The following is a 12,040-nucleotide window of genomic DNA, read 5'->3' as shown; positions in this document are numbered from 1 at the left end:
GGGTACGCGAAGGAGAGAGACATGAGCGCAGTAACTACTCAGCAGCAGGATTGGCATTTGCGTGAGCTCAAGCGATCGCTTAGGAACGTGAATTTACGTAAGCAAATGGCGGCGCTGGCGCTGGTCGCTCCTCTTGCTATTTTCATTTTTCTGGTATTCGTGATGCCCGTTGCATCCATGATTTCGCGGTCGATTCAGAGTCCGGAAGTCGTTGACGCGTTGCCAGACACGACGGCGGCGCTGCGAAACTGGGATCGGAAATCGGCAGTTCCGGATGAGGCTTTTCGCGGGCTGATGCTGGATATCGAGCGCAACGGCGGGAACAACAGTTCGGGTACCGCTGCCGGTCGACTGAACGGGCAGAAGCCGGGTTTCCGTTCGTTGTTTTACAAGACTTCGAGCGCACTTCCGTTCGGCGACGATGATTCGGCGCTGCCTGCGCACGAGGTTCGACAAAAGCTGATCGAAATCGACAGGCGTTGGGAAGATCCCGGTTACTGGCAGGTAATCGCTAAAGATTCATCCCGATACACAAGCCAGTATCTCCTCGCGACGATGGACTACCGTCGCAATTCTGCCGGTGACATCGTTCCGGTTGATCCAGGCGCCTCGGCATTTCGGGAGGTATTCAAGCGAACGTTCGTGATTAGCGGCCTGGTAACGCTCGCCGCGCTGCTCCTTGGCTACCCCCTGGCATACTGGATCTCCAGTCTGCCGGCGGGTAAGGCAAATCTGCTGATGATCCTGGTGCTCCTTCCCTTCTGGACTTCGATCCTCGTGCGGATCTCCGCCTGGATTGTCATCCTTCAAGGATCGGGCCTCGTCAACAAGGCGTTGCTGTCGCTGGACCTGATATCGTCTCCATTGCCGCTGCTGTTCAACCGGACGGGGGTGCTGATCTCGATGACTCATATCCTCCTGCCATTCATGATTCTGCCGCTGTACAGCGTCATGAAGTCGGTGCCAGCCAGCTATACGAAGGCAGCGATCTCGCTGGGTAGTCACCCGTTCGGCGCGTTCTGGAAGGTCTACTTTCCGCAAACGCTGCCAGGAGTCGGCGCCGGCGGACTGCTGGTATTCATCACGGCTTTGGGCTACTACATCACTCCCGCATTGCTGGGCGGAGCCGGCGACCAGATGGTGAGCTACTACATCGCGTATTTCACGAATGTGGCCTTGAACTGGGGGATGGCGTGCGCACTGGGAGCGGTTCTGCTTCTCGTGACATTGATACTCTTCGGTGTTTATCGAAAGATCGTCGGCAACGAACTGAAGGTAGGTTAGGACCATGAAAACGACCGTATCGCGTTTTGCACCTTATACATCGGCCCCCGAGATCGCGTGGCACTACTTTTTGCGATCGACCAATGTCATGATCCTGCTTTTTCTGGTCTTGCCGATACTGGTGATCATCCCGCTTTCTTTCACGGACAATACATTCCTGGTCTATCCGATACACAAGTTCTCGTTCAAGTGGTACCACAATCTGTTTACGTCGATTGACTGGCTTCGTGCCGGAAAAAACAGCTTCATCGTAACCCCGCTTGCCACGATCCTGGCCACTGTCCTCGGGACGTTGGCCGCGTTGGGCCTCAACAAGGCGACGTTCAAAGGCAAGGGCGCGCTGATCGGCATTTTGATCTCGCCGATGATCGTGCCGGTGATCGTCACTGCCGTCGGGATGTATCTGTTCTTTGCGAAGTGGGGGTTAGCCGGGTCGTACCTTGGTCTGATTTTGGGTCATACCGCTATCGCTGCTCCATTCGTGGTGGTCACTGTCAACGCCACCCTTGCCGGGTTCAACCAGAATTACGTGCGGGCGAGCCTGAGCCTCGGTGCGTCGCCCGTCACGACGTTCTTCTCCGTCACCCTGCCCATCATTGCGCCGGGCGTTATTTCTGGAGCCCTGTTTGCATTCGCCACGTCGCTCGATGATGTCGTCATCACGATGTTCATCGCGGGTCCGACACAAGGTACATTGCCGTTGCAGATGTTCATCGGCCTCCGGGAAAACATTACGCCGACGATTGCTGCCCTTGCGACAATTCTGATCGTATTTTCCAGCCTGCTTCTGGTGACGATGGAGTGGCTGAGGTCCAGAAGCGCGGCGCGACAGATAGCGACGTGACATTGCTTGCCGCGGCACCTGTCGCATTATTCCCGCGGAAGCCGTCGGGCATGGCGTAGTGGTACATCCTTGAATGGTTTATGTTGTCTGGATGTACCATTTCGCCTTGCCTGCCCGCCTGCGTTCACCGTCAGAGAGGACAAGCATGGCTTTTTCAGCCCTTTATCTGCAGCAGAATGACAGCGGTTTTTCGGCCGGGGTTACCAGCCTCGATGACCGAACCCTCGACGAGCATCCCCTCGCAGCCGGCGAAGTGCTCATTCGTATCGCGCACTCGACGCTTAACTACAAGGACGCGCTAGCGGTCACGAACCGCGGTCCGGTCGTACGCGCCTGGCCAATGGTCGCGGGTATCGATGGCGCCGGCGAGGTGGTGACATCGACAGATTCTCGCTGGAAAGCGGGAGATATTGTCCTCGTCAACGGATGGGGCCTCGGCGAAACACACTGGGGGTGCCTCGCAGAGAAAGCCCGCCTGAAGGCCGACTGGCTGATTGCGGTACCGCAGGGACTATCAACGGCCGAAAGCATGGCAATCGGGACGGCCGGTTACACGGCGATGCTATCCTGCCTTGCGCTGGAACAGGCCGGTGTCAAGCCGGCCGACGGTGAAGTCCTCGTGACCGGCGCGAGCGGCGGTGTGGGCAGCGTGGCAATCTCGCTATTGAGCAGTTGGGGATTTACGGTCGTGGCATCGACGGGCAAGCCGGAGCAGGTGCATTTTCTGAAGCGTATCGGCGCCGCCGATGTGGTCGATCGGGACTCGCTGTCGGCAGCCGGCAAGCCGTTGCAGAAAGAGCGCTGGGCGGCGGTTGTGGATTCTGTCGGCTCGCATACGCTTGCCAACGCATGCGCACAGACGAAATATGGCGGCGCCGTAACGGCATGTGGTCTCGCGCAAGGCATGGAGTTCCCGGCGAACGTTGCGCCTTTCATTCTGCGCGGTATAAAACTGTTGGGCATCGACTCGGTTATGTGTCCGATCGCTCATCGTCAGATAGCGTGGAATCGGCTCGCTGCGAATCTGGATCGAGCAAAGCTCGCCGAACTCACGCACCGAATAGCGTTGCACGACGTGCCGGAGGCAGCCGTGCAAATGATGGATGGAAAGCTGAGCGGTCGCACGGTTGTCGACATTTGCCGCAGCGCATGATGTCGGGCGCTGCCGTTCGGATTTGAAGGCCTGCGACTTCAGGACCGGTGGTGTGCTCTCCCGTGCCGGGATGTGGCAGCACGGGAGATGTAGCGGGTTTTGCAGTGGAAAGGCTACCTCGCCGTCGGCATCGCGAATTCGGCACCTTGCTCGATACTCTCCGGCCAGCGTTGCATGATTGACTTCTGACGCGTATAGAACCGGACGCCTTCCTCGCCATACGCGTGCGTATCACCGAACAAGCTACGCTTCCAGCCGCCAAATCCGTGCCACGCCATCGGTACCGGGATCGGTACGTTGATGCCAACCATTCCAACCTCAATTCTCCGGCCAAACTCGCGCGCGATGTGTCCATCGCGAGTGTAACAGGCGACGCCATTGCCGAATTCGTGCGCGTTGACCAGGTCGACGGCCTCTGTAAAGTCCTTCGCACGGACGCAGGACAGCACCGGTCCGAAGATTTCCTCTTGATAGATTCGCATCTCGGGCGTGACGTGGTCGAACAACGTGGCACCGGTAAAAAAGCCTTCCTCGTGCCCCGGAACCTTGAGGCCACGTCCATCGACAACCAGCGACGCGCCTTCTTCGACGCCAATCGCGATGTAGTTTTCAATGCGTTCCAGCGCCTGACGTGTGACGATCGGCCCCATCTCGGCGTCGGGCTCCGTGCCGTTCTTTACTATTACGGAGCGTGCTCGATCAGCGAGCCGCGGAATCAGCTTGTCCGCAACGTCGCCTACGAGGACTGCGACCGAGATCGCCATGCAACGTTCACCCGCGGAGCCGTAGCCTGCGCCGACCAAAGCGTCGACGGCTTGATCGATGTCAGCGTCGGGCATCACAACCATGTGATTCTTCGCTCCGCCAAGCGCCTGGATCCGTTTTCCGTGCTTTGCCCCCGTCTCGTAGATGTAGTTGGCAATCGGCGTCGAACCGACGAAACTGATCGCTTTTACGTCAGGATGCTCGAGTAGCGCATCCACGACTACCTTGTCCCCCTGCACGACGTTGAACACGCCGTCAGGCAACCCGGCTTCCTGCAGCAGGCGGGCCATGAAGAGCGACGCTGAGGGATCACGCTCGCTGGGCTTCAGAATGAACGCATTGCCTGCGGCGATCGCGATCGGAAACATCCAGCAAGGAACCATGCACGGAAAGTTAAAAGGCGTAATTCCGGCGACAACGCCGAGTGGTTGCCGGGTCGTCCAGTTGTCGATGTCGGTCGACACCTGTTCCGTATGGTCGCCCTTCAGCAATTGCGGGATGCCGCAGGCAAACTCGATCACATCAATGCCCCGTGCTACTTCGCCTTGCGCATCGCTGAACACTTTTCCGTGCTCGGCGGTCATGATCGCTGCCAGTTCGTCCTTGTGCTGGTTCATCAGTTCGAGAAAGCGGCGCATGACGCGCGCGCGACGGATGGGTGGCGTATTACTCCATCCCTGGAACGCCTGTTTCCCCGACGCTACGGCGGCACTTACGTCGGACGCGTCGCCGAGGTGCAGCATGCGTGCCGGAGAACCGGTCGCGGGGTTGAATATCGGCTGCTTTCGAGTGCCTGTGCCTGGCACGCGGCGACCGTTGATGAAGTGAACCACGTCTGCGTCGTCGTTGAAGGGCTGCATTTCATACTCCTTGCTGGGATCGGAACAGGCTCTAAGGGCCACAAAAATGGGCGATGGGAATGGCGTTCTGCTTCCCGATGCCAAGAGTTGTTGCCGCATCTGAATGACCTTCACTTCGATAGATCAGATGCGGTTTTTTTGAGTGGGGAATTTGCTTACCAGAGACCGCGGTAGAGCTCGACCATTTCCTCGACCGAGGGCACGCGTGGGTTATTGCCAGGCGAGCCGGAGGCCATAGCCTGCCGTGCCATGGTCGGCATTAAGCTGAAGAAGCGCTCGCGGTCGATACCAAATTGTTCGGGCGTCGGCACCTGAAGGTCATCGTTGATCGACCGCAATTCAGCGAGCAACCTGGCGTTGGCGGCCTGCGTACTGTCCTGCCTGTCAGCCACGCCCATGGCACGAGCGCAATCAGCGTAGCGTTCTTCCGCCGCCGGGATCGAGAACGCGGTCACACTGGGCAGCAGCATGGCATTGGACAGCCCATGGGGAACGTGGAAAAAGGCGCCGATCGGTCGACTCATGCCGTGTACCAGCGCCACGGACGCAGCGGAGAACGCCACACCCGCGAGCGTCGAACCGAGCATCAGGGCTTCGCGGGCGGCTGTATCCTGGCCGGATCGATAGGCTTTACGCAGATTGGGGCCAATCAAGCGCATGGCCGCCAAGGCCTGACTGTCGCTGTACAGGTTGGCTTTCTGGCTGACGTAGGCCTCGATCGCGTGGGTCAGCGCATCAATACCCGTATCGGCGGTGACGCGCGGCGGCAGGCTGAGGGTTAGGTTATAGTCGACCAAGGCTGCCACGGGCATGAAGCCGATGCCCACACAAAGCATTTTTTCGTCGTTCTGCTGGTCAGTGATGATCGTGAAACGGGTCACTTCCGAGCCGGTTCCCGCAGTGGTGGGCACCGCGATAATGGGCAACCCAACCTCGGTAACAACGCGCGGAAACTTATAGTCGCGCATTTCTCCACCATGCTTGGCAAGAATGCCAATCGCCTTGGCGCTGTCGATCGGACTGCCGCCGCCCAGTGCGATGATACTGTCGTAGTCTCCTGCGCGAGCCTTCTCCACGCCAGCTCGAATCGAGTCAACCGTGGGCTCGGGGACCGTATCAGCGAAAATTTCGGCTGTCATGCCATTGGCGGCGAGATTTTCCTGAATGCGCCCGGCATAGCCCAGCTGCACCATCATCTTGTCGGTGATGATCAGAGGTCGACTGCAGCCGAGAGTCGCCAGAACCGTGGGAACTGTCTCGCTGGCGTTGGCGTCGACCTGAAGGATGCGCGGCAAAATCACTTGGTTAGACATATCGAATCCAGTAATTAATGTCGGTTAAATATAAAAAGCTATCCGGGATCTAATCATTAATTGATGTCTTCATCTCGATGCCTTGTATTTTTGATAATTTAGATAATCAAACATCGATATCTTTGATATTGGGAATGGTGAAACTTGCCGGAGCGGTATGGTTTTCGGTGTTCCTTAATTCCCAGTTAGGCATCACCTGTTCGAGAGGTCCCTGCAGGCGTGCATCGCGATGACGCAATAAATCCCGCGTCATTAACAGAGATAGCAGCAAGGTGATATGCCCATGGCCGGGCCGGCCGTGTGTTGGCCGAAGTGAATGGCCCCTGACTTCGTAAGCCGGTAGTTGATTAAGCTTCTGTCCATATGACTCATCGACTCGTCTCCCGGACCCGCAGATTTTCTGCAATGCAGGTCATCATTGTCGTAGGTAGCCGTCAGCACTGATCAATCGCGTTTCGGCTGCAAGCTGCCGTGGCGGCGCGCTGAGGTTACTGTCGGGTAGAACGAGGAGCGGGTAAAGCAATAAAAAAGACGATAATGGGTCCGCTTTACTTATGGCTATGGCCGTCGGGGCGAGGTGAAAGGCTATCTTTGCCCATCCCCCGAAATCTGAAAATCCTCCGAAAACCGCTGCCAGGCTTGGCTTTCAGGGGTGTACTGCAGCAAAAATAGCCGACCGGTTTATTCTCCACATCGGGAATCGAGCTCCCGCAAGGCGTATTGCAAGTCGAGGTCACGACTGCTGTTTCCTGAAATGATCGATGACGCGGCCCACGCGCAAGGCAATCGCCTCGATGCCCTTGAGCCGGTTGCGTACGCGCGTGGTCGCCTCGGCAATCTTGCCCAGTTCCTGTTCAGTGGCCTGCAAGGCCTCACGCTTGCGGGTGCGCTCGTCGGCCAGCAGCGGATTGCGGCACACCACCAGCCGCTTGCCGGGGAACGCTTCACTGGTCACCTCGAGCAGGTTGCGTTGCGCATGCGGTTACCTCCAAGGCTTCGATTGAGGAGCTGCATCCGGCATAAGCCGGCCATCAGGAGTCGCTCGACAGGCTTTCTCGAGTGACCGAAGGTCGGCGTATATTCGACGTCCAATTGATCCCTCATATACGAGAGGGGAACGCCATGCCGAACATACCCGCAATGCTTGCGGCTGTGCACGATATAAAGACGCAGCTCGACGGGCTGCTATTGCGAGGGCGCGTGCAAGATACTGGCGAACATCGTGTGCCTGACTATCGCTTATCGTATCGGGTCGGCCCCCCGATCCCGCCTTCGGTAATCCCTCGCGGGCTAATCACCGAGTGTTGTCCTCGATGGGCGCTTTCACCCGCATCATGCAAAATAGCCGCATCGAAAATGCGGAGGATGGCCCGTGGGTGTCAACTTCGACCTGAACGATTTGCAGGCGTTTCGAGCCGTCGTGGAATTGGGTAGCTTCCGCAAAGCAGCGGAGGCGGTCAATATTTCGCAGCCAGCGCTGAGCCGGCGCATCGAGAAGCTCGAAGCGGCGCTCGGTGTGCGGCTCTTCGAGCGGACCACCCGCAGCGTGACGCTCACCACAATAGGTCGCGTGTTCGCCCCAAGCGCGGAACAACTTCTCGACGATCTCGATGTCGCTTTGCTCGGCATCCGCGACGTCTCGAGCAGCCGCCTCGGTCATGTGACCATCGCATGCGTGCCGTCGGTCGCCTACTATTTCCTGCCGAGCGTCGTTGCCGCCTATCACAGCCGCTATCCTCGCATCCGGGTCAAGCTGCTGGACTCGAGCGCCAACGAAGTGCTCGGCTCGGTCATCAGTGGTGAAGCCGATTTCGGCGTCAGCTTCATGGGCAGCCAGGAAACCGAGGTTGAGTTCAAGGTCCTGCTGCAGGAACGGTTCGTCGCCGCGTGCCGTCGCGACCATCCCCTTGCCCGGAAAAAGCAGGTGACCTGGAACGAGCTTTATGAACACGAATATGTATCTGTGGACAAGACTTCCGGCAACCGCCTGCTGCTCGATCAGGCGTTGACCAACGTGGCGCCGGCAGTGCCGAGCATCTGCGAGACTCGCCATGTCACCACCATGCTCGGCCTGATCGAAGCGGGACTCGGTGTGGCAGCGGTGCCTTCAATGGCAATGCCCATGCGCGACCATCCGATTCTGACCAGCGTGCCGCTCGTCGATCCGGTCGTGACGAGGCGAGTCGGTATTGTCAGACGCCGGGGGCGTCCGCTCGCGCCGGCCGCGCAGCAGTTCTATCAGACGATTCTCGACACGAAGCCGAGCGGCAAGGCCCGTGCGGCGAAGAAAACCCCGAAATGACACCGCCAAGGCCATTCCGGCTGCTTTACGTCCAGGTCCTGCTTGGAATGGGACTCGGCATGACCGTCGGCCACTTCTGGCCACAGGTCGGTGCGTCGCTGAAACCGCTCAGCGATGCGTTCGTCGCGCTGGTTCGCATGATGATCGCGCCAATCGTCTTCTGCACGATCGTCACCGGCATCACGTCGCTTGCGAGCGGCTCGAAGATCGGCCGGACCATCCTGAAGGCGCTCGCGTTGTTCTACGTTCTCACCATCATTGCGCTCGTTCTGGGCCTCGCGACCGCGTTCTCGCTGCATCCGGGTACGGGACTGCACATCGACGCGCATCATCTGGACACGGCCATCCTGGCGCAGTATTCGACGCGCACGCAGTCGCACGGGCTCGTCGAGTTCGCACTGCATCTGATTCCGGAGACGCTCGTCGGCGCCTTCGAGAAAGGCGAGGTTCTGCCGGTCCTGCTGCTTGCCCTTCTGTTCGGCTTCGCACTGAACGCCAGCGGAAGCGCCGGACGGCGAGTGCAGGAATTCATCGATAGCGTCGCACACGTGCTGTTCCGCATCCTCGCGCTGATCATGCGGCTTGCCCCCGTCGGGGCGTTCGGCGCGATGGCGTTCACGGTGGGCCGTTTCGGCATCCGTTCGATTGGCTCGCTCGGCATGCTGATGTTGTCGTTCTATGCGGCGTGCCTGCTGTTCGTCGTCTGCGTGCTCGGTCCCCTCGCACGCCTGCATCGCTTCTCCCTCTGGCGTTTGCTGCGCTACATTCGCGAGGAACTCGTCATCGTGCTCGCGACGTCGTCGACCGAACCGGTGCTGCCGCGCCTCATCGTCAAGCTCGAAGCGCTTGGCTGCGACAAGGGCATCGTGGGTCTCGTGCTGCCCGCCGGCTATTCCTTCAATCTCGACGGCACGGCGATCTACCTGACGCTCGCCTCGATGTTCATCGCGCAAGCGTGCGATGTACACCTCTCGGGTGGCCGGATCGCGACGATGCTCGTGGTCATGCTGATCACGTCGAAGGGCGCGGCGGGCGTGTCGGGCAGCGGACTGGTTGCGCTCGTCGCGACGCTCGCCGTCATTCCCGATCTGCCGGTTGCAGGCGTCGCGTTACTGGTCGGCATCGATCGCTTTATGTCGGAGGCGCGTGCCCTGACGAGCGTGATCAGCAACGCCTGCGCGGTGATCTTCGTATCGATGTGGGAGCGCGCTTGCGACCGAACGCGTCTGAAGGATGCATTGAGCCTGGCGCATGAACCCGAAGAAGCTTTCGATCAGCCCGCCGATTTGCCGGGCTGAATCGTTGCCGTCGTCTCAATGCGTGGCGACGGAATCGAGCCCGGTCGATGTCACCTCCGGCTGCACGGCGGGCGACGCGAGATAGTCGAGCAGCGCTTTCGCCTCCTTCGGATGCTGCGCGCCGACCGGGATGCCGGCCGCAAAGCGCGTGACGGACTGCAGCGACTCCGGAATCTTGCCGACGTAAGCCGCGCCCTTCACCGGGAGCAACTCGCTCACCTGCTGAAATCCCACTTCGTAGTCGCCGGTTGCAACCACCGACGCCACCGGGATCTTCGGGATCATCTTCGCCTTGGTCTTCACCTGTTCCTCGATGCCGAGCCGCTTGAACAACTCGCGCTCGATATAGACGCCGCTCGCGCTATCCGAGTAAGCGATCGACCGGGCATGCAGCAAGGTTTCCTTGAGCGCCGCCTCAGATCCGATGTCGGGCTTCGGCGCGCCATCGCGCACGACCATCCCGATGCGCGAATCCGCGAGCTCGACGCGCGAATCGGGGATCACCTTGCCCTGCTTGATGAGGTCGTCGAGTGCATAGCCGACCATGATCACCACGTCGGCAGGCTCGCCGCGCCGAAGCCGGTTCGGAATGGCCTCCGGCGACTTGCCCATCGACGGCCCGAGCGCGGTATCGAGCGTGTTGCCCGTGGACGCCGCGAACTTCGGGCCGAGCAGCTTGTAGGCGGCGGTGAAGCCGCCAGAGCTCATCACGTGCAGTTCGGCGGCCTGTACATTCGCCGCAGCGGCGGCGCTGCCGAGGAGCGCCGCGGTGCAGAGTTTCAGAAGGATGGATTTCATGGTTGAAAGAACATCAGGCTGAAGTTCGAGGAGCCAAGCGATGCTTCAGGAAGCCGCATGCAGCGGAACGCGACGGCGCCGATACAGTGCGAGTGTGGCACCGAGCCCGCACACCGCGGCGAAGCTCATCCAGTAGCCCGGCGCGGCTTTATCGCCCGTCATGTGAATGAGCGCGGTCGAGATAACGGGTGTGAAACCGCCAAAGACCGCCGTCGCGAGGCTGTAGGCCAGCGAGAATCCAGCGACACGCACTTCGACCGGCATCACTTCGGTGAGCGCGACGATCATCGCGCCGTTGTACATCCCGTACATGAACGAGAGCCAGAGCAGCACAAGCAACATGTTGACGAAGCTCGGCGTGTGAGCCAGCAGCGATAGCGCGGGGTAGGCGGTCGCAATTGCCAGGATCGTCATTCCGAGAAGGAGCGGACGGCGTCCGATCCGGTCCGATAGGGCGCCACCGATCGGCAGCCAGATGAAGTTGGAGATCCCCACGCACAGCGTGACGAGCAGGCTATCGGCGGTGCTCAGATGCAGGACCGTCTTGCCAAACGTCGGCGCATACACCGTGATCAGATAGAAGCTCGTGGTGGTCATTGCGACCAGCAGCACGCCCGCGATCACGACATTCCAGTTCTGCACGAGCGTCGTAAAGACTTCTTTCATGCTCGGGCGATGCTGGCGCTGTTTGAATTCCTGCGTTTCCTCGAGATTGCGCCGCAAGATGAAGATGAACGGCACGATCATGCAGCCGACGAAGAACGGCACGCGCCATCCCCACGCAGCGATCGCCGCCGTGTCGAGCCACTGATTGAGCGAGAAGCCGAGCGCAGCAGCGATGACGATCGCCACTTGCTGGCTCGCCGACTGCCAGCTCGTGAAGAAACCCTTGCGGCCCGGCGTCGCCATCTCGGCGAGATAAACCGATACGCCGCCCAGTTCCGCACCCGCGGAGAAGCCCTGCAGCAGACGGCCAATGAGAACCAGGGCTGGGGCGAATAGTCCGATCGTCGCATAGCCGGGCACGAACGCGATCAGGATGGTGCCGCTCGCCATGATCGACAGCGTGACAATCAGGCCCTTGCGGCGACCGACATCGTCGATATACGCGCCGAGGATGATCGCGCCGAGCGGCCGCATCAGGAAGCCCGCGCCGAACACTGCGAACGTCATCATCAGTGAAGCGAACTCGCTCCCCGCCGGGAAAAAGACCGCGGCAATCTGCGTGGCATAGAAGCCGAACAGGAAGAAGTCGAACTGCTCCAGGAAGTTGCCTGCCGTCACGCGTAGCACGGCGAATGCCTTCGATTGCCCGGGGGCCAGCGGGGGTGAGGAGGGATGCATCGAGGTGTCTCCAGAAATTTTGAACTTGCGGTGTTCGGGCGATTTGTTGTTTGTCGAATGTTCACCCGGACCACACGAA

The 12,040-nt window shown here is 59.8% G+C and carries 9 protein-coding genes and 1 pseudogene; 5 read left to right on the top strand and 5 right to left on the bottom strand.

Going from position 1 to position 12,040, the window contains the following annotated elements:
• Positions 1-21 precede the first annotated feature (21 nt).
• The 3 genes from OKW41_RS28645 (at position 22) to OKW41_RS28635 (ending at position 3,281) form a co-directional block, all read left to right on the top strand.
• Positions 22-1,284, top strand: coding sequence for an ABC transporter permease (locus OKW41_RS28645; RefSeq protein ID WP_429449233.1), 1,263 nt, complete (start codon positions 22-24; stop codon positions 1,282-1,284).
• Between the two features lie 4 nt (positions 1,285-1,288).
• Positions 1,289-2,128, top strand: a complete 840-nt coding sequence (locus OKW41_RS28640) for an ABC transporter permease (protein ID WP_184040168.1) — start codon at positions 1,289-1,291, stop codon at positions 2,126-2,128.
• Positions 2,129-2,273: 145 nt separating this feature from the next.
• Positions 2,274-3,281 carry an MDR family oxidoreductase gene (locus tag OKW41_RS28635; RefSeq protein ID WP_429574709.1) on the top strand — a complete coding sequence of 336 codons (1,008 nt, stop codon included), beginning with the start codon at positions 2,274-2,276 and terminating at the stop codon, positions 3,279-3,281.
• 113 nt (positions 3,282-3,394) lie between these two features.
• Here OKW41_RS28635 and OKW41_RS28630 read toward each other — a convergent pair whose 3' ends face one another.
• From OKW41_RS28630 to OKW41_RS28620, 3 genes and pseudogenes are all read right to left on the bottom strand, one after another.
• Positions 3,395-4,906, bottom strand: coding sequence for a CoA-acylating methylmalonate-semialdehyde dehydrogenase (locus OKW41_RS28630; RefSeq protein ID WP_429574708.1), 1,512 nt, complete (start codon positions 4,904-4,906; stop codon positions 3,395-3,397).
• Positions 4,907-5,061: 155 nt separating this feature from the next.
• Positions 5,062-6,219: an iron-containing alcohol dehydrogenase gene (locus tag OKW41_RS28625; protein WP_429574707.1), complete on the bottom strand. Its 1,158-nt coding sequence runs from the start codon at positions 6,217-6,219 to the stop codon at positions 5,062-5,064.
• 748 nt (positions 6,220-6,967) lie between these two features.
• A pseudogene (locus tag OKW41_RS28620) lies at positions 6,968-7,192 on the bottom strand (IS1634 family transposase); the annotation flags it as partial.
• A 399-nt stretch (positions 7,193-7,591) separates the two neighbouring features.
• Between OKW41_RS28620 and OKW41_RS28615 the strand changes: the two are divergent.
• Together OKW41_RS28615 and dctA are read left to right on the top strand one after the other, a co-directional pair.
• Positions 7,592-8,521 carry a LysR family transcriptional regulator gene (locus tag OKW41_RS28615; RefSeq protein ID WP_429574706.1) on the top strand — a complete coding sequence of 310 codons (930 nt, stop codon included), beginning with the start codon at positions 7,592-7,594 and terminating at the stop codon, positions 8,519-8,521.
• Complete coding sequence (gene dctA / locus OKW41_RS28610) at positions 8,518-9,819, top strand: C4-dicarboxylate transporter DctA (RefSeq protein ID WP_429574705.1); 1,302 nt, start codon at positions 8,518-8,520, stop codon at positions 9,817-9,819. The genes OKW41_RS28615 and dctA overlap by 4 nt, the downstream gene beginning before the upstream one ends.
• Positions 9,820-9,834: 15 nt before the next feature.
• Here dctA and OKW41_RS28605 read toward each other — a convergent pair whose 3' ends face one another.
• Both OKW41_RS28605 and OKW41_RS28600 read right to left on the bottom strand, forming a co-directional pair.
• Positions 9,835-10,617, bottom strand: a complete 783-nt coding sequence (locus OKW41_RS28605) for a substrate-binding domain-containing protein (protein ID WP_429574704.1) — start codon at positions 10,615-10,617, stop codon at positions 9,835-9,837.
• 45 nt (positions 10,618-10,662) lie between these two features.
• Positions 10,663-11,961, bottom strand: a complete 1,299-nt coding sequence (locus tag OKW41_RS28600; RefSeq protein ID WP_429574703.1) for an MFS transporter — start codon at positions 11,959-11,961, stop codon at positions 10,663-10,665.
• Positions 11,962-12,040 lie beyond the last annotated feature (79 nt).

Source organism: Paraburkholderia sp. UCT70 (assembly GCF_050434085.1).
Lineage (GTDB): Bacteria > Pseudomonadota > Gammaproteobacteria > Burkholderiales > Burkholderiaceae > Paraburkholderia > Paraburkholderia tuberum.
The sequence above is the reverse complement of the archived record's forward strand: the minus strand, read 5'-3'. Positions and strand labels throughout refer to the sequence as shown.

Excerpts from the sequence above, each read along its gene's own strand:
- OKW41_RS28645 (WP_429449233.1), top strand. The coding sequence starts at position 22 with ATGAGCGCAGTAACTACTCAGCAGCAGGATTGGCATTTGCGTGAGCTC.
- OKW41_RS28640 (WP_184040168.1), top strand. The coding sequence starts at position 1,289 with ATGAAAACGACCGTATCGCGTTTTGCACCTTATACATCGGCCCCCGAG.
- OKW41_RS28635 (WP_429574709.1), top strand. The coding sequence starts at position 2,274 with ATGGCTTTTTCAGCCCTTTATCTGCAGCAGAATGACAGCGGTTTTTCG.
- OKW41_RS28630 (WP_429574708.1), bottom strand. The coding sequence starts at position 4,906 with ATGCAGCCCTTCAACGACGACGCAGACGTGGTTCACTTCATCAACGGT.
- OKW41_RS28625 (WP_429574707.1), bottom strand. The coding sequence starts at position 6,219 with ATGTCTAACCAAGTGATTTTGCCGCGCATCCTTCAGGTCGACGCCAAC.
- dctA (WP_429574705.1), top strand. The coding sequence starts at position 8,518 with ATGACACCGCCAAGGCCATTCCGGCTGCTTTACGTCCAGGTCCTGCTT.
- OKW41_RS28605 (WP_429574704.1), bottom strand. The coding sequence starts at position 10,617 with ATGAAATCCATCCTTCTGAAACTCTGCACCGCGGCGCTCCTCGGCAGC.
- OKW41_RS28600 (WP_429574703.1), bottom strand. The coding sequence starts at position 11,961 with ATGCATCCCTCCTCACCCCCGCTGGCCCCCGGGCAATCGAAGGCATTC.